The following is a 19,210-nucleotide window of genomic DNA, read 5'->3' as shown; positions in this document are numbered from 1 at the left end:
TTTGTAAAAGTGACAAAATCGATTACATTTGCATCCGCAATTAAATGGTGGTTGTAGCTCAGCTGGTTAGAGCGCTGGATTGTGGTTCCAGAGGTCGCCGGTTCGAACCCGGTCTTCCACCCAAATTTATGAGCTTGCTCATAAATTTGTCCTGACCGTAGCGTCAGGACTTTAAAGCATTCAAGCCTCACTTTATTTGGTGAGGCTTTTCTTATTTTAAGCTCTATGTCATTTTACGTTTACATACTGTATTCTCAAAAGCTTGACAAATACTATAAAGGTTATACGAATGATGTAACTCAAAGGTTACAGCAGCATAATTCAGGATATGAATCTTTTACTTCAAAAGGTGTTCCGTGGGAGCTAAAATTAGCTCTTCCAAAACCCACAGAACGTGAAGCGATACAGTTAGAGCGAAAATTGAAAAACTTGAACAGGGTACGATTAGAAGCTTTTATAAAAAAATATGGGAGTTCTGATTAGAACGATTGGTAAAGTTGATGTTTTATCGTCGAAACCCGGCCTTCCACTCAAGACGATTGATAAAATCAATGTCTTGATACCGACACTGCGTTGTCGGAACCAAAAAGACAAAGCTTCCCAAAAGGGGAGCTTTTTTTGTTTAACATAGACCCAAGAGCAAGAACCTGACAGGTTTATTTCTGGAAAATAAGATGTTATTCAGTGGCCTTTGGCTTGTCAACTTTGACTCTTTCAGCTCTGTTGGCTACTTCCCATGCAGTATGGAAAATCAATTGAGTTCTGTTTGTCAATAAATCGTAGTTGATTTTATCCGGGGTGTCCGATATTTTGTGGTAATCGGCATGTGTTCCGTTAAAATAAAAAATAATCGGTACGTTGTGTTTTGCAAAATTGTAGTGGTCACTTCTGTAATAAAAGCGATTCGGGTCGTTCTCGTCATTATAGGTGTAATCCAACTCAATATTAGTGTATTTTTTGTTGACAGCTTCCGACAAGTTATGAAGTTCTGTACTTAATTTGTCAGAACCTATCAGGTAGATATAATTTCTCTCGCCATCTCTTTTTGGATCAATTCTTCCGATCATATCGATATTCAGATCAGCTACGGTTTGCTTTATTGGGAAAATAGGATTTTCTGAGTAATATTCAGATCCCAACAATCCTTTTTCCTCTCCGGTAACGTGCAGGAAAACAATCGATCTTTCCGGGCCATTGCCTTCATCGGCTGCTTTTTTGAAGGCTTCTGCAATTTCAAGTATGGCTACGGTTCCGCTTCCGTCGTCGTCGGCGCCGTTGAATACATTTCCGTTGGGATCAACTCCCACATGATCTAAATGTGCTGAAATAACCAAATATTCTTCCGGTTTGCTCTTTCCTTTGATAACAGCCACTACATTTTCAGAATCTACATCTTCAACCTTGTTTTGAAGATCCAACTTAATTTTTTGATCTAAAACTTTGCTATTATTAGAGGTATTTATTTCAGGATAAATTGTCGTTGCAACTTCTTCATTTATAAAAAAATAAGCAGGCTTTTCCTCATTGCTTTTCAAGGAAATGCTTCCGCCGTTATCAGCTTGTAAATAGTGTTGATACCTTCCCATAGCTCTACTGAAATACGTATCGTCGTAATACAGAATACCAGCCGCCCCATTTTTGTGGGCAGTTTCTATCCTTGTGCCCAAGGTTTCTCTCCAGTTCGACCATTTTGAAGGCTCATTGGTTCCGGAGAAGGTATAAGTCCCGTCTTCATTTTTTGGTTCCCCTATTTTGATCAATACATATTTTCCGGAAACATCAACGTTTGAATAATCAGAATATACATCTGTTTCAATACCGAAACCTGCATATACGATATCATAAGATTGATTTGGAACAGAAGAGAATGTGATAATCCCATCGCCTAAAGCATAGTCACTATCGCCAATTTTAATACTTCCGGAAGGAATCCCACTTATTTCCAAGGGTACTTTCTGAAAGTAATCATCGTTTCCTTTGGCTGCCGGAATACCCAATTCCAAATACTCCTTTTTTAAATATTCTACCGCTTTTTTCTGTCCCGGTTCTCCGGTTTCCCTTCCTTCAAATTCATCAGAGGCATAGGTGTATAAATGTTCTTTTAATTCTTCTTCAGTAATGGTATTCGCATAAGAAACACGGCTTGTTTCTGTTGTGTTAACCTCTGCTGAGGGGGTATTTGCATCTTGGCGGGCACTATTGCATGCCAATGCAAAGAATAACCCAACGTATAGGATTTTTTTCACAGATTTGAATTTTAAGTTAATTTTACAAGTTAGAATCTAGCCTCAACACTCCTTTTAGGAAACCCCGGAGGGACCCATTTTTTGTTAAAGCATTGATATTTTTCAAATATAACCAGAGCAAGTTAATAAAATACAATTACAATATTTAATAAGCTGTTAAAATTGACTGACTAAGTGAGGTTTTTAATGTCCCGACACTTGTGTTTAAATTATTACCTAACCTGCTCGACTATGTCATTCAAGCGGGTGCTTGTGTGTGCTCTGAGGTAGTTTACTTGGATGCTAACTTAGAAAACCCGTGATAGGTTAAATCCGAAGTAAATATCGCCATCGCCCCAATCGCCGGTGGCTTGCCCCAGATATCCGGCCTCATGCATGGGCTGGGCATTACTAAAATGCATCTGAAAAACATGTCCGCCGGTTTCCAAATCCACTCCTATGGAAAGCGGATTGTTGTATGGTGAACCATCAGCTCTGTTAAGATGTACGCCATAATCAGCATTGATAGACCAACGTTTTCCTAATTTGTAGCGTCCGCCAAAGCCTAATGCGAATTGTGATTTTTCCTGTGGTTCATAAAACACATAGTTTTCGTGAAAGAATGTAGGCATTAATTGCAGTGAGAATTTTTCAGAAAATTTGCGCGAAGCTAATACTTGTATGGTATTGGTGAGGCGATCGGAAAAAGAGATGTCAGGTTTGATGTTTTCATCCAAAAAGGTGTTTATCGACAGTTGATAAAACCCCACTATGGTAAAAGGAAACCCTTGCGATCGCTGCTGTACCAATCTGTATTTTAAAGAAGCTTCGTAAGTTTGTTGAAAGGAGCTTCGGGAAATACCTATTTGAAAGCCATGTCCCATACTATACACAAATTGAAGGCGTGTAACGGCATTATCCAATCCGAAGAAGTCGTCTATACCATTTTTAACACTCCCGAACCTGTGTGAGACTATAAAATACAGGTCATTTTTGTCCGCTATCTTTGTCGATTCAAAGTTAACGATCTTCAATCCCTTAAAGGCCGCTTTAACGACATAGGTTGTATCTTGGTGTTCGGCTAATTCGTCAAGTAGGTCCTCTTGTGCACCAACCACGAGAGGCATTAGAAGCAATAATAAAAAGTATTTTTTCATTTGTTATTTGTTTTAAGTTAGTTCAGGTGTAACAACTTACCTGATATTAATCAGTTTAAAATCTCACATAGTGGGGAGTATAATACATTGATCAAATTTCAACTCTTCCAACAATTCATCATAACCTATAAAACGTCCTTTGAATGTGATTAGACTGTCTTTTATAGGTGGAGTTTCAGAAAACCGGGCAACTATTCCGTTGTTGAGAATCAACAAGCTTTCGTTTTGTTCTACCAGCTTCCCTGTTATGACAAGCGTTTTGTTGAGGCACTTATCCATAACCATATTCTTATCAGAATTAAAAAGCTGTGCAAAATCGACTGCTGTACCGGTATACGAGGGTGTTTCCGATTCAATTGTTCTATGGGGTTTATATATCCAAAAGAACAATGCTGCCAGAGCGATCCCTATTAATAAAATTAGCCAGCCTTTCCTTTTCATGATCTCATTATAATTTACTCTATTAAATATAAGAAAAATGGATTTATTTGATTAAATTATTAAAAAAATCGTATATTTATTAATAATAAATCACTTCTTGACACTATTTATTAATAATATGACACGAATTATGTGTTAATAATATTAGACCTCTTAGCAGGTAGTTTCTATCTGAGTGTAATAAATGGTGAATAATGTTTGAGTATTATTCTAATTTATAGGATCGCATATTCATCAGTAAAAATCAATTAACATATTTCATTCCCTCAAAAATGAATATAAAAAGTATTATTTCAGGATGTTTTGCAATGTTGTTGATCGGCTGTTCCGGTAGTGATGATAGTGCAATGGAGCCGCCACCCGGAAATGGTGGAAACGGTGAAGAAGTTACTTATTCTGGCGATGTAAAAGCTATTATAGACAATAATTGTATTCAGTGTCATGCTAATCCGCCGCAAAATGATGCACCAATGTCACTTGTCACCTATAATAACGTGGTTGATGCAGTGAATAACAGGGGACTTAATACCCGTATTAATAGTAGCTCTAACCCGATGCCACCTACCGGACTGATGTCTCAAAGTAACCGGGATATCATTGATGCGTGGATAGAACAGGGTCTGAATGAATAAACTAAATGTTAGAATGGTACCTAAATGGTTTTCATACAGCTTTACATGTTGTATGCTGTTGTGGAGTGTGATTTCCCATGCGCAGGAGAAACACCTTACACGTACCGGAAATGTAGTGTTTGAAGCTTCTGTACCTTCTTTTGAAGAAGTTAAGGCCAAACATGCAAACGTATCGGCGGTGTTGACAGATTCCGGGGAAATTGCAGCATTAATCCTCATGAAAGGATTTCGGTTTAAGCTGGCACTGATGGAAGAGCATTTTAATGAAAACTATACGGAAAGTACGCGTTATCCGCAGGCTACTTTTAAAGGAAGGATTACCGATTTCACCACAGAACAACTTACTGAAACCCCTGTTGAATATTCTGCTGCCGGGGTGATGTTAATTCATGGCGTGAATAAAGACATTACCATCCCGGTTTTGTTGAGTAGGAACGGGGATGCTGTTATTCTTAGCTCAGAATTTGTATTGCTCCCGGAGGATTTCAATATCAAAATCCCTAAAATAGTACGCAATAAAATTGCAGAAACAGTAGATGTTTCTGTTTCTTTAGAACTAAAAACCCAATAAAAAAAGGTGTTTTAGGAAGCAAATTGAAAAAAAATTGTTTCCTAAATCTCAAAGAATTTACACCTTGATTTTTTAAGGGTATTGTTATTGGTTATTGCAGTTTGTCTCTTTATGCTGATCTCTGTCATTCTATATTGGCTATCCTTACCATGTAGTTACTGCATTTTTAAGAAAAAAGGATTGAAGTGAGGTCTGAAAAGCCCTAGGTGAATTTGATTTGTCACCCTGAGCCTGTCGAAGACATATTGAATTTCAATAAATTATACTTCGACAGGCTCAGTATGACATCTGAATTTGCAGCTTTTTAGACAGCCGCTACATTTTTATTTAAATCCGAATGTTTTAAGTCCGTCATGGCTTATTTTGATAGCTTCAAGAGCTTGTTGCCCGTCGAAGGTCATGTCTTGTTCCACCATATAATATTTCATGCCGGATTCTTCTTTTTTATCTAAAATACGCCCAAAGTCGATGGTTCCCGTTCCTACAGGAGCATACCTTCCTTGTTCGTCCATATCTTTTACGTGCCACATTTTAAAACGTCCTGGATATTTTTCAAAATATTCAACAGGATCTGCTCCGGCTTTGGTTACCCAATACAAGTCCATTTGGAAATTCACGTGTTTAGGATCGGTATTCTCCAGGAAATATTCAATCGGAACAATACCATCTTTATTTTTCTTAAATTCAAAATCGTGGTTGTGATAAAGTAGCTTTATACCCGCTTCAGTACATTTTTTTCCAATAGTATTTATGATATCGGTTACGGTTTTAATATCACCTTTCATCCCCATGGTTCTGGTTTTTTGGTCGAATGTGAAGTGTCCCATTGGTGGAATGGGGATCACAAAATATTGAAAACCGGCCGCTTTTACATCAGCTATCATTTTGTCGGCATTTTCTAGGGTCACTGTTGCATTGTGGGAACTGATGGGGGTTAGCCCAATCTCAGAAACAAAACTTTTAAAGTCTTCGGGAGACATATTGTAAAATTTGCCATTGTCATATCCGGCAGCTTCTATGTTTACATAGCCTGCATCAGCTACTTTTTGCAGCGTTGCTTTGGCATCTTTGCCCATATCATCACGAACGGTATAAAGAGCCAAACCGCCAAAATTATCTTGTGATGAACCTGAACAGGCACTTATAAGAATGAGAGTCGTTGCCACCAGTAAAGTCAGTGGCTTTTTAAAAAATGAAAAATTCATAAGCTTGAGTCAATTAGTTAGTATCTTTATTTCTTTCTACCAAAAATAGAAAAATAGTTGATAGTAAAGGGTTTCTTATGAAAATTAACATTTTAGGTATAAAAAAGGACTTGTCGATGTCATAGGTGATGTTCATTAATGTCGACAAGTCCGATTTATCACTCTATAAATCCTTGGTCTCAAGGGTTTGTTTTTCAATGATGATAAAGTTTGATCTTCGGTTTACAGAATGGTCAGCTTCACTACATCGCACACCATTGGAACAACGGTTCTTTAGTTTGGTTTCACCAAATCCCCGAGCACCTACAATCCTTTTTTCTGCTATACCACTGGCGATTAAATAACGTTTGGTACTTTCTGCCCTTTCGTTGGATAGGCTGAAGTTGTAGTTATCTGATCCACGGGAATCGGTATGTGATTCTATTATGATCCTGACTCCCGGGAATTCATTCATGACAAAGAGTACCTTTTCCAATTCAGCGATGGCCTGTGGAGTGATATCTGCTTTGTTGTATTCAAAATAGATAGGATCCACGTCAATCTTGGTCTGGTTCCCTTCTTTAACCGTGAGGCTTTCCAAGGAGGTTAAATAAACATTATTGTTTTCCAGTTTTGCATTGGGATCATCGGTGATTTTTGCATAAACGGTCTCCGAGGTATAGTTAGGCTTTGAAAATAGGAGCTTGTGTTCCTTTTTGAAAGGAAGTTTCAGTTTATAATATCCGTCTTCATCAGTTTCAATGTGGTGAGTGAGCATATCACTTAAGACATCATGGATAATTACTGAAGCATCCGGAATAGGGGCTTCAGTAACTTTATCATACACATGTCCGGAATAATGTTGATATAAAATCGGTTTTTTCTTTTTAAAATAATAAATATCATCATCTCCTTTTCCCATACTTCTGTTGGAAGCAAAATAACCTGTGTTTTCTACCGGGTCAATAATATAGCTGAAGTCATCCATGTTTGAATTGACTACCGGACCAAGGTTTATAGGGATAGTATAGTCTGTTTTTGATTTTATTTTTGACTCAAAAATATCAAGTCCCCCCAAACCATAGTGAGAGTCCGAAGCAAAATATAAAATACTATCGGTTGCAAAAGGAAACATTTCCCGTCCGGCGGTATTGACCATTGGTCCAAGGTTCACCGGGGTGTTTGTTTTACCATCTTCAAAAACTTCAGCTACATAAATATCTGTTTCTCCATAGCCTCCGGGCCTATCGGATACAAAATATAAATATTTCCCATTAGGTGTAATAGTAGGATGGCTATTGGAATACTCAGGGTTGTTGAATGCTAAATCCTCAACATTTGTTATACGGTCTCCTTCCACATATCCTCTTACGATCTTCAGTTTTGAAATCCCATCTTTATTGGATTTTAATTTCTTGTTCTTTACATAGTTTTGAGTGAAAAACACAAATTTTTCATTTTTGCTGAAGCTTACGGTAGCACTGTGAAATCTTGAGTTTAGGTTTTCTCCAAAAGGGCGGAGGTTTTTCAGTTCCCCATTACTTTTATTCCGATCGGCAATATATAAGTCCAAATAGGGTTGTTTGTTCCATTGATAAAGATTTTCTTTAACTATTATCGAATCCCTGCTGGATGAAAACACTAGGTGGTCTTTATAGAATATAGGGGCAAACTCTGCCTTTGCAGTATTGATCCCCAAATTGTACACCTTATACAGGGGGTCATTACCGGAAAGACTATCCAAATGTTTCTTTTGGGTAGTGATCATTTCGAGCCTATCGAGGTCGTCTGTATAATATTCTCTTATTAAACGATTTGCTTTTTCATAATCCCGGACAGCTTTGGCCGATTGTACATACTTGATAAATGTGCTTTCTTTTACATTTTTTTCTTTAAGTCCGTACAATTTGTCATACCATACATAAGCGCTTTGAAAATCAAAAAGGTTAAAATAGCAGTTGGCCAGATTTTCAACATCATCATTGTTGATGGTATTGCTGCCATGAATTACTTTTAGATATAGCTCAGCAGCTTTGTCGAACTGGAAATTGTCATAATATTCATCAGCTTTCCACGTTGCTTGTGAATATGAATTCATATGAATAATGACAGCCAGTATTAGTGTAATATATTTTTTCATAGATTTCATTTTTTAGAAGAATCTAGGGGATGTTGCTCTTCTGTTTAAGTTGGGTAATGTGTATTTTAACATGATCTCATGCGAACCGTCATTGTACCTGTTAAGTTCGGTGGTTGCATAATCGAAGGCATAACCTGCAAAGAAATTTCTTGATATCTGCAAACCGAACATGGCGCTCATGGAATCGTTAAAGCGATAAGAGCCTCCGAAAGTAAACTTATCCATAACCAAAGCATTAAGGGATACATCAACAGTAATTTGTGTTCCTTCGGTATATTTGATCAGGGTAGCGGGCTTTAACCTGAGTTGAGGCCCCATATCAAACACATAGCCTCCCATTAAATAAAACTGTGTGGATTTATCGATCACCAATTGATCATCATCGTTATAGGTCTCCGTTTTAACGAAATTCGGCGTAGAAAGCCCTAAATACCATTTATCACTGTACAGATAAGTACCGGCACCGATAATGGGCCTTAGGTTATTTAAGTTTTCATTAAAGTTGGGGTCATTCGGATCAGCATATTCCCCTTTGGACCAATCGACATTTAGAATATCGATACCCACATTCATTCCGAATGACAAGCGGGTATTGTATGAAATGGGGATGCTGTATGAAAACACCCCGTTCATATCCAATTGATTGGAAGGTCCTATGTTGTCGTTGACCAAGGTGAACCCCAAACCAATACGCTCTCCGCCTCTTCCTCCAATGGTTAGTGATTGAATCGATGGCGCTCCATCTAAACCTGTCCATTGAGAACGGTGCAAGAGACCAACCTCCAATCTGTTGGCTCCGGCATATCCGGAATTCAATACCATGGTGTTGTACATGTATTGCGTGTATTGTGGGTATTGTTGAGCTGTCGCTGTTTGAATACTTGCAACGAAGAACGTGATCAGGGCGATTGTTATTGTATTTTTATTTATGATCTTCATGAATTTATTTTTTTGACGTTTTTAAATAGGGGTCTTTTTATATGCTATTTTGCAATGAATAACCATCCGGATTTGTCTACTCCGAGTTCAGGAACCAGAAGCGAATAGAAGTAAGTACCGGCTGGAAGCTGATGATCCCTTGCAACGGTACCACCCATATTGGCTGTCCCGGTCCAATCGTTTTGATATCCTCTTACTTCATATATTTTATTTCCGTTTCGGTTAAAGATCCTTAATTCACTATTTGGATATTGCTCAATGCATTCAATCCTGAAATAATCATTATATCCATCGTTGTTTGGTGTAAACTCATTGTAGACAACCAGGCAATTCAAGGTTATAGTCACTTCAGAAGAATTATTACCGTCATTTGCATCTTTCGGTGTTGATGTCCTGATGGAAGCAACATTGGTATGACTTCCTGTTGGATTGACTTCAACACGGATGTTGAGCGTAGCGGTTTCATTTGCCACAAGTTCGTTGATTGTCCAAGTGCTGTTTGATGGGTTGTATGTACCGATTGAAGCTGAATGGTTTACATAACTGAAACCAGTTTGTATACGTTCATCAACAATAATGTCGGTAAATTCAGTATTTCCGTTGTTGCTGACAGTAATGCTGAATTCAATATTATCTCCCACCAAAGGATTTGTATTGTCTACCGTTTTGGTGATCGTAATATCTGAAGCAGGCGGACTTTCTATAGTCAGCTCGTCTGTGGTATCATCGTTAGCTGTATTGCCATTTGCATCCGTAGCGGTAGCAATAACGTCATAAGTGCCGTCATCAAGAGCATTCTCTTCCGGAATGGTCAGTGACCAAGTATCGTCACCATTATCTACCAGATTGCCATCACCTTCGGTGTATACAACCCCGTTTACTTCTACGGTCAGCTCATCATCAGAATCGACTGTACCGGTGATGGTTGGTGTCGGGCTATCAGTTGTGATTTCATTCACCGTTGGTGTGGTTGGTCCTGCAGTAGAATCTATAGTTAGCTCGTTTGTGGTATCATCGTTAGCTGTATTGCCATTTGTACCCGTAGCGGTAGCGATAACGTCATATGTGCCGTCATCAAGGGCATTTTCTTCCGGAATGGTCAGTGACCAAGTACCATCACCATTATCTACCAGATTGCCATCACCTTCGGTATAAACAACTCCATTGACTTCAACAGTAAGATCATCATCAGAATCAGCCGTACCTGTAATAACTGGCGTTGGATCATCGGTGATCAACTCATCAACTGTTGGTGTAGTTATTGCTGTGGAATCTACAGTCAATTCGTCTGTGGTATTATCATCAGCTGTATTGCCATCTGCATCCGCTGTGGTAGCGATAACATCATAAGTCCCATCAGGAATTTCATTACCGTCCGGGATTTGCAATGTCCATGTGCCATCACCGTTATCGATAAGGTTACTATCCCCTTCGGTATATACAACGCCGTTTACTTCCACTGTCAGGTCATCCTCCGAATCCGCTGTACCTGTAATAATTGGCGTAGGATCGTTGGTGGTCAGTTCATCAACTGTTGGCGTAGTAGGCAAAGATGTGTCTATGGTCAGCTCATCTGTGGTCTCATCGTTGGCTGTATTACCTGCTTCGTCGGTAGCTATTGCAGTTACATCATAGATGCCATCCGGAATTTCGTTACCGTCCGGGATTTGCAATGTCCATGTGCCATCACCGTTATCGATAAGATTACCATCCCCTTCGGTATAGGTCACCCCGTTTACGGTAACACTCAGCTCATCTTCAGAATCGGCTGTACCTGTAAGAATAGGAGTTGGATCGTTGGTAACCATCTCATCCACTGTTGGCGTAGTAGGCAAAGATGTGTCTATGGTCAGCTCATCTGTGGTCTCATCGTTGGCTGTATTACCTGCTTCGTCGGTAGCTATTGCAGTTACATCATAGACACCATCCGGAATTTCATTGCCATCCGGAATTTGCAATGTCCATGTTCCGTCACCATTGTCGACGAGATTACCATCCCCTTCGTTGTAAGTGACTCCGTTTACCGTTACGCTCAGATCGTCAGCTGAATCCGCTGTACCTGTAAGAACAGGCGTTGGATCGTTTGTTGTGAGCTCATCAACTGTTGGAATAGTCGGTGGGGTGGTGTCAATAGTATATTCATGTGTGTCTTCAGCTGTAGATGTACATTCAGCGGTAATATGAGTGATTGTTGCTTCTACTGTTAAATCACTATCGGCAATAAGTTCGCTACCGGGAACGCTTATTGTAAAGCTGTTGTCACTTTCTACCGTTGTGTTATATGCTGTTCCGTTTACCATTACAGAAATTGCATCCCCTGGTAAGGCATCACCACCAGCTTGACCAACAATGTTTACATTGCCTTCAGCTTCTTGGGCATTTACTACATTGTCTTCAGCTACACTGGTTATAGTTATAGTCGGATTATTTTCAAGTCCTTCTATAGTCCGTGGATTTACATAAGCTCCATAAACTTCAACTATGTTAAGAACACTGGCCAGAGCCCCTATCTCAATACGAACTTCATCATAATCCCCTGTAGTGATCACCCCTGCAAATTGATATCGCTCCGGGTCACCTGTGATTTCAATATCCAACAAGTCTAAAGTTTCTATCAATAAAAGGCCACTACCTGTATTAGAATCGACTTCAGTACCATTTAAATAGGTACTAATAGTAACGACATCCAGTAGCCCCGCTTGGAGTACGTCATTGGCATCGCGGATTAAAAATCCTGCCTGACTTCCGGCGGGATAAACACCCAAGGCATTTTTTACAGCAACGGAAGCGACTTCTGCTACCCCTATTCCTAAGGTGGCTGTGGCAAAGTCTGTTTCATCTTCGGTCAATACATTTTCAGCATTACTTAGCGAGGTTTCCACACCAGCCACTCCCATAATTCCGGTAAATTCACTATTGAGGATCACGGGTTGACTGGGATTAGTCAATGGTGCTATGTCACAGACAATAGGTGCTTCACACAGGGTTTCAAGGATAACACCATATATATTGGTTACGCCGATGTCAACACCAGCCAGTTGATTTATAGTAATCTGAACTTCATCAAAAGGCAAAGAGGCTACAAAACCAATTTGATAACGGCCGTCATCTGCAAACAATAATCCGCTATCAACTGCCAATAATTCATCTGTACTGACATCAACGGTTTCTTGTTCCACACCGTCTAAATAAGTAGTTAGGGTTACATTATCCAGTAATTCCACACTTAGAAGCCCTCCGGTACTAATGTCGAATCCGGCATAAGTATCTGCAGGATATGTGTCTAGAGGGTCGGCTATAGCCAAAGAGGCGCTACCTATGATACCTACTGCCATATCGATGGTTGCAAAATTGGTGTCGTCTGCATCGATTACAGCATTTACATTGGTAATATCACCTACTCCAATACCGCTGATCCCCGTGTTGATTCCATTAATATATAGAGGAAAGTCAGGTTCAGTTGCCAAAACAGGAGTGTTACATGTCAACACCGAGGCGTCGGCGGGACAAAATGATTTCAGGGTTAATCCGTAAACGTCTATACTTCCCAATAATCCCCCTCCGGTAATTTGGACTTCGTCAAATTCTGCTGTGGTGATAATTCCGATTTGAGTGCGCTCGTTTCCTGAGTTTAAAATACTCGTGTTTAGAGCTAGGATTCCGTTGGAAGATCCACTAATACTTTCTTGCTGTGTTCCATCTAAATAGGTGGTAATGGTAATTTCATCCAATAATTCTGTACTGAGAAGTGAAGTGGATTCAATATCAAACCCTGCAAAAGTACCGGCTGAATAACTGGACACTTCATCCCTAATGGCTAAAGATCCTGTACCGAGTGTAAAATCCAAAGTGGTAAAATTATCCGGGTCACTGTCGACTACATTTTGGGTGTCTGAATTACCATTGATTGTTAAGATATTACTTAAATCACTGTTCTCGTCAGAAACACTCATTGGATAGGCAGGTCGTGTCATAGGAGTAGTAGTGTTACACGCCAAAGCAGGACCGGCTTCAAAAGCTATAATGGTAGCATGATATATTTCTGCATCATATGCTGCTGCTACAAGGGTTTCATATTCTATTCTAACTTCATCAAATGCTGATGGAGCTACAAATCCCACAGTTGCAGAGCCGTCCGACAGTAAACCTACATTGATCAGGGCGGTGTCTAATACCAATTCATCACCTGTTGGATTACCGTCATTCCAAGTGGAAATGGTAATAGATAGCCCAACGCTTATGTCCAATAAACTGGAGCCGCCAATACGGAAGCCCGCCCATGTACCGGCAGGGTAAGTATTTGTATCATCACTTACACTAAAGGTGGCATTACAACCTGCTCCAACACCTAAACCCAACACAAAATTTATAAAGGCCGCATTGGTTAAATCGGCATCTACAAGGTTGGCTTGATCTCCGGCGCTTCCCAGACATAGAGGGAGTGCACTTGGAACATCGTCAATAAGGGTGGCAGTCACATTTGGATAAGTACTTGAAATCCATGGCGAAGGCGTGTTAGCAGGTGCATTGGTTATTTGTGCTTGTGTTATCTGTAAGCTTGATATCAATACAAAAAGAGACAAGGCGGTTTTTAATAATGTCTGTTTCGGTGTTTTCATAAGGAATATATTTTTAGCACTGTCCTGTTGAACGCTTTTTGTCTTGTTATTTAAGAACTTACAAAGAACGAGAAGAGTGCTGTTGATCAAAATGAATGGTAGTTTGAATTTCATATGTGGTAGGGTGTAATTATTCTAAATAGGTGTTTTATCAATACAGCTATAACAACTGATTGAGATTAAATAGTTCCAAGGTTAATTTTTGCTCTTTAAGAAGAGCAGAAAATACGTTGAATCGAAGATAAATCTGAACTGTTGTGAACAGGTTGTCGGCATTGTCTATTCCTGTGAAAACTGTAGAATAAACCGGTACTTGAGAATAAGTATTAATGCTAATAAATAAGAATGGTAAAGTCAACACATTCTTATGTGTCGGGAAAGTAGTTTTTTTCATAGGATTCTTTATTTGGTTAATTAACAAACTAATGACTCCTAAGCCAATAAACCGGCTTGGTATAGATTTTGGGGAAAATTTATATTAAATAATTACGCTAATAGTTATCTACTATGACACGCCTAAACCGAAAATTGGCTTAGTGTAGATTTAAAAGGGGAAAGATGTTATAATTCAATATAAACAATATTTCGGTTGTTTAAAGTAGTATACCACTTACAACAAAAACGTTAAGATGTTTGATATTTGTGTTAAAAATAGTAATATTTATCCTAAAAAAATAATATTTTTTTAATTTTTTTAATTTTATTAATATGTTTTTTCTATATACTATGAAAATCGTAATGTTGAAAAGTTAACAGGTTAGTGTAAATAAAAAGTGACAGGCTGTTATTTTCCCTCACGTTAAAAATAAGGGTCTGATTTGTAATTTATTAGAGAAAAAAGCGTTAAATTTAAGAGTAACTAATCAAGAATTTCATCAAGTTCTACTTCAAATAAATAGACGAAGCCTAACGTTATTTATTAATTATTGAAAGAAGGATGAAATGAGTAAAGATATAGAAGAAATTCGGGCTATACTTCGGGAAGAAGGGTCTGAACTTATGAAGAAACCGAATGTAGTAGCTACCGGGATCGGTTATAAAATTGTTGCTGGTCAGCCTACTACCGATTTGGCTATTATTTGCTCGGTGGAGGTAAAAAAAACGTCTACCGTATTAAAAGAAGAAGATATTATCCCCGCATCTGTGCAGGGTGTCCCCACTGATGTAAAACCCTGTGGTATTTTAAGGGCATTCCAAGACCCTACAGAACGATTCAGACCTGCTCCGGGAGGGGTTAGTATGGGGCATTTTCAAATTACAACAGGAACTTTTGGATGTGTTGTGAGTAAAAATGGAGAAAAATTTATTTTATCCAATAACCATGTGCTTGCTAACAGTAATGCGGCCCTAGTCGGGGATCCGATACTTCAACCGGGTGCTTTTGATGGCGGAAGTGTGACACAGGATCAAATAGCAGTGTTGAGTGAGTTTGTGCCCATCCATTTCGAAGGAGAGGAAGATAATGATGATAACAGGCCATGTCGAACGGCCAGGGTAGTAGCATCAATAATAAATACACTAGCCCCTGTGGTAGGGAGTAGAAGTAGGCTTCGTCCGTATACAATTCAGCAGGAAAACAATTTAGTTGATTGTGCTATCGCCCAGCCTTTAAACTCGAACGACATCACTGAGGAAATCCATCAAATTGGATATATCGCCGGAGTAGTAGAAGGACAATTGGGAATGAATGTAAAAAAAAGTGGAAGAACAACAGGGCTTACCACCGGTGTGATCGAACAGATTGATGTAAGTGCCAGGGTGAATTATGGTGCGAACAAGGTTGCTCTTTTTACAGACCAGCTTATGGCAGGTACTATGAGTCAGGGTGGAGATAGCGGATCGGCAGTATTGGACGAAAACAATAATTTAACAGGGCTACTGTTTGCCGGAAGTGAAACGACTACCATTATAAATCGTATTCAGAATGTCTTTGATTTATTACAAATTGACTTACCGTAAAAGAAATTTTTAGATTTAGAAAATGGAAATTATGCGTGGACAAATTGAAAAAGCGTTGGAAATAAAAAGATACCGGGAAAAAAAGTGGTTGGCCATCCCGGGAGTAACGGCTATAGGGATAGGCGTAGTAGGGGATAATCATATGGGAATTATTGTTTCTGTTGAAGAAAATGCAGATGAAATAAGTAAAAAATTCCCTAACTACATTAAAGGGATCATGATCGAAGTGCGGGAAACAGGAAAACTAAAAGCAACTGAGGGTTCATAAAAAGAAATCAAACGGAAACGACAATCATCCTGAAAAGATAGCTAGATGAACAAATAAGGAAATTTATTGTTATTTTAGGGCCTGATCGGTCAATTACCTCGGGACAACTCCATGAGGCACCCGCCTGAATGACACAGTCGGACTGGTTAGGCAAAAAAACTAAAAAAACATTTCAAATCTCACTTAGTGAGTAAATTTTTTTAAGTGGATGAAGGTATCTAGAGTCTTTTATGTGTTGTTGTTTTTATTGTCTATAAACAATATTTCTGCTCAATATTTTCCCTATTTTCAGAACTATTCCCTCGGAGCCTATAATGCCGGAAATCAGAACTGGGATGTTTCCAGATCGGATAATGGTAAATTATATGTCGCAAACAATAATGGTTTGCTGGAATACGACAGACTTAAATGGGGATTTTTCGAATTGCCCAATAAGACTACCATTCGCTCTGTTTCTGCAATAGGGGATAAGGTATATACAGGGTCTTATGAAGAGTTTGGATACTGGTCATACAATCCAAAAGGGGAATTAAAATACAAATCTTTAAACGACTTGTTGGGACAAACCGAATCCACCGCGGAAGAATTTTGGCAGATCATGAGTTATAAGGATGCTGTGGTTTTTAGATCTTTCCTGAAATTGTATATCCTCAAAAACGGGGAAATAACCCAGATAAAACCTAAATCTACAGTAATTTCTATTAGTAATGTTGACGATACGCTTTATGTGGCTACATTGAGAAATGGTATTTATACCCTTAACGATAAATATGAGCTGATCCCTTTTTTAAATGCCCCGGTTTTGTATGACAAGAAAATGGTTTCCGTGTCAAAGTTGGATGACCAATTGTTTATTGCAACGGCACTGGGTGGGTGTTATCTGTATAACGGCAATAATTTAATTCCTTACAATAGAGAGGTTAATCCACTGCTCAAAGAGCATCAACTCAATAAATTCTCCAAGTTAAATAACGGGAATTTGGTTTTCGGAACCATTAAAAATGGAATTTTCGTATCAGATTCCACAGGAAAGATAGTTTATAATATCAACAAGGAAGACGGATTGGCAAACAATACGGTTTTGGGGCTTACGGTGGCTGATGATCGTATCTGGCTTGGACTTGACAACGGTCTTACTTCTATTGATCTGAATAGCCATCAGTGGTTTTACAACGATGTATCCGGAGAATTGGGCGCTGTTTATGATGTTATCAGGTATCGGGATATCGTATATATAGGTAGTAATACGGGGCTGTTCTATATCGATGAGAATGGAGATCTACAATTTATTGACGGCAGTCAGGGGCAGGTTTGGGACCTAACGGTTGTTGATGGAGAGTTGTTCTGCGGACACAATAATGGTACCTATAAGGTAAGAAATAGACGTTTGGAATTAATCTCCCCTTATACGGGAGGGTGGACGATAAAAAAAGCGTCTGAAAGTCAAAACAAATACATTCAGGGGACTTATGCCGGGCTTGTTAAATTTGAGAAGGAAAATGGGAATTGGAAAGCCTCTCATATGGGGAAAACGACAATTCCTGTTCAATTTTTGGTTTTTGAAGATCAATATACAGCATGGGCTGCTCATGCCTATAAAGGGTTGTATAGAGTCAAATTCGATAGAAACCACGATTCTATTGTCAGTATTAAGAACTACGAGGATAAAGGACTCTCCTCAAGCTATAATGTAAGGGTGTACAATTTGAAAAACAATATTTGCTTTAAAGTCAACAGTGGTTGGCAAAAATATGAACCCTTGTTAGATAGTATTGTTCCATATGATTATTTAAATAAAAATTTAGGTAAAGACTCCTACATCATTTCCGAAGATATTTCAGATCAATTGGCCGTTAAGGGAAACACTGGAGGGATAAAATTCTCATCGTTTTCCGGTGATACTAACGGGTTTTCTTTAGGAAAGAAATATATTGAGAACCGATTGATAGTGGGGTATGAAAAAGTATCCAAGATCAATAATTCTACCCATGCTTTAAATTTGAACAATGGGTTCATGTTTATCAATAGTGATGGTTACACACAGAGTGCCATTGTAGATGTTCCCAAAGTTGAAAAGTTGATTCTAAATAAAGAATTACAGGAAATCAGAAACATTGATGTTGTGAATATGAGCTTTCGCGATAGCTTGAATGTGTTGGTTTCCTCAGCAAAATCTGAAGATTTCTTTTTTGAATATAAATTGTTAAACGGACAGGATCACCAAGTAAACTGGCATGAGGTCAGTGGCAATAAAATTGAAATATCTGAACTCAACCCCGGAAGTTATACGCTACAAATAAGGACAAAAAACACACAAGGCATTACTTCTGAATTGAAAAAGCTTGAGATAGATGTCTCCCCGCCATGGTATCTGGATACCTTAGGAGTTGTGTTGTATGTGGCAATAGCAGTTGTTATAATTGGGATCTTTTACATGCTTCACAAAAGAAAAATAAGGAAAGAACAAGATTTGCTACAGAAAAAATTTGTGGAGGAGCAGGAAGAATTGCTTAAAGAAAAGGCATTGGAAAATGAAAAGAAGATCATGAAACTGAAAAATGAAGCGCTGAGCAGGGAAGTAAAATTAAAAAGTAAGCAATTGGCCAATACAGCCATGGCATTGGTGAAGAAAAACCAGACCCTGCAAGAACTGAAAAAAGAACTACATGATAATAAAGAAGATTTTAATAACCGTTTTTCATTTAAAAAACTGGTCAAAAAAGTAGATTATTCCATTGCGCATGATGACGAATGGGAAATATTTGAATACAATTTCAATCAGGTTCACGAAGAGTTTTTTAATAAGTTGAAGGAATTCCATCCGGATATATCCCAAAAAGATCTAAAGTTATGTGCCTACATCAAAATGGGATTGTCAACCAAAGAAATTGCGCCACTGATGAATATCTCCATTCGAGGAGTTGAAACCCATAGATACCGTCTTAAAAAACGTTTGAATTTAGATAATAGCAGTTCTTTGGTTAATTATTTACGAAATCTGAATTAAACGATACTTGAAAACGTTAAATTAACAATAAAAAAATACGTCATTACTACTTCATTTGGGTTTTAAGG

At 38.5% G+C, this 19,210-nt stretch carries 13 protein-coding genes and 1 tRNA gene; 7 read left to right on the top strand and 7 right to left on the bottom strand.

The genetic code is table 11. The annotated features are described in order from the left end of the window. Positions 1-46 precede the first annotated feature (46 nt). Positions 47-122 (top strand) — tRNA-His (locus tag OOZ15_RS05120). Positions 123-225: 103 nt separating this feature from the next. Then, positions 226-483, top strand: coding sequence for a GIY-YIG nuclease family protein (locus OOZ15_RS20255; protein ID WP_265954854.1), 258 nt, complete (start codon positions 226-228; stop codon positions 481-483). 194 nt (positions 484-677) lie between these two features. Here OOZ15_RS20255 and OOZ15_RS05110 read toward each other — a convergent pair whose 3' ends face one another. From OOZ15_RS05110 to OOZ15_RS05100, 3 genes are all read right to left on the bottom strand, one after another. Next, entirely contained in the window at positions 678-2,246 is a 1,569-nt protein-coding gene (locus OOZ15_RS05110) for a M28 family metallopeptidase (protein WP_265954853.1), read from the bottom strand. Between the two features lie 287 nt (positions 2,247-2,533). Further along, positions 2,534-3,382 (bottom strand): DUF5777 family beta-barrel protein, encoded by an 849-nt coding sequence (locus OOZ15_RS05105; protein ID WP_265954852.1) that lies wholly within the window; start codon positions 3,380-3,382, stop codon positions 2,534-2,536. Between the two features lie 63 nt (positions 3,383-3,445). Next, positions 3,446-3,823 carry a hypothetical protein gene (locus OOZ15_RS05100; RefSeq protein WP_265954851.1) on the bottom strand — a complete coding sequence of 126 codons (378 nt, stop codon included), beginning with the start codon at positions 3,821-3,823 and terminating at the stop codon, positions 3,446-3,448. A gap of 308 nt (positions 3,824-4,131) precedes the next feature. Here OOZ15_RS05100 and OOZ15_RS05095 point away from each other — a divergent pair, with 308 nt between their 5' ends. Then, positions 4,132-4,455, top strand: a complete 324-nt coding sequence (locus OOZ15_RS05095; RefSeq protein WP_265954850.1) for a hypothetical protein — start codon at positions 4,132-4,134, stop codon at positions 4,453-4,455. Beyond that, positions 4,448-5,026: a YceI family protein gene (locus OOZ15_RS05090; RefSeq protein WP_265954849.1), complete on the top strand. Its 579-nt coding sequence runs from the start codon at positions 4,448-4,450 to the stop codon at positions 5,024-5,026. Before OOZ15_RS05095 ends, OOZ15_RS05090 begins: the two co-directional genes overlap by 8 nt. 323 nt (positions 5,027-5,349) lie before the next feature. Here the strand turns inward: OOZ15_RS05090 and OOZ15_RS05085 are convergent, their stop codons facing one another. From OOZ15_RS05085 to OOZ15_RS05070, 4 genes are all read right to left on the bottom strand, one after another. After that, positions 5,350-6,231: a sugar phosphate isomerase/epimerase family protein gene (locus tag OOZ15_RS05085; protein WP_265954848.1), complete on the bottom strand. Its 882-nt coding sequence runs from the start codon at positions 6,229-6,231 to the stop codon at positions 5,350-5,352. A gap of 163 nt (positions 6,232-6,394) precedes the next feature. After that, a complete protein-coding gene (locus OOZ15_RS05080; protein WP_265954847.1) occupies positions 6,395-8,350 on the bottom strand; it encodes an OmpA family protein in 1,956 nt (651 codons plus the stop codon). Between the two features lie 12 nt (positions 8,351-8,362). Next, on the bottom strand, positions 8,363-9,289 hold the full coding sequence (locus OOZ15_RS05075; RefSeq protein WP_265954845.1) for a PorP/SprF family type IX secretion system membrane protein: 927 nt from the start codon (positions 9,287-9,289) through the stop codon (positions 8,363-8,365). Between the two features lie 44 nt (positions 9,290-9,333). Next, positions 9,334-13,908, bottom strand: coding sequence for an Ig-like domain-containing protein (locus OOZ15_RS05070; RefSeq protein ID WP_265954844.1), 4,575 nt, complete (start codon positions 13,906-13,908; stop codon positions 9,334-9,336). Between the two features lie 942 nt (positions 13,909-14,850). Between OOZ15_RS05070 and OOZ15_RS05065 the strand changes: the two genes are divergently transcribed. From OOZ15_RS05065 to OOZ15_RS05055, 3 genes are all read left to right on the top strand, one after another. Next, positions 14,851-15,867: a chymotrypsin family serine protease gene (locus OOZ15_RS05065; protein WP_265954842.1), complete on the top strand. Its 1,017-nt coding sequence runs from the start codon at positions 14,851-14,853 to the stop codon at positions 15,865-15,867. Between the two features lie 31 nt (positions 15,868-15,898). Beyond that, positions 15,899-16,135 carry a hypothetical protein gene (locus OOZ15_RS05060; RefSeq protein WP_265954840.1) on the top strand — a complete coding sequence of 79 codons (237 nt, stop codon included), beginning with the start codon at positions 15,899-15,901 and terminating at the stop codon, positions 16,133-16,135. A 208-nt stretch (positions 16,136-16,343) separates the two neighbouring features. Further along, on the top strand, positions 16,344-19,142 hold the full coding sequence (locus OOZ15_RS05055; protein ID WP_265954838.1) for a helix-turn-helix and ligand-binding sensor domain-containing protein: 2,799 nt from the start codon (positions 16,344-16,346) through the stop codon (positions 19,140-19,142). Positions 19,143-19,210 lie beyond the last annotated feature (68 nt).

It is taken from the genome of Galbibacter kalidii (assembly GCF_026241135.1).
GTDB lineage: Bacteria > Bacteroidota > Bacteroidia > Flavobacteriales > Flavobacteriaceae > Galbibacter.
Note: the sequence above shows the minus strand (reverse complement) of the source record. Positions and strands in the feature narration are given on the sequence as shown.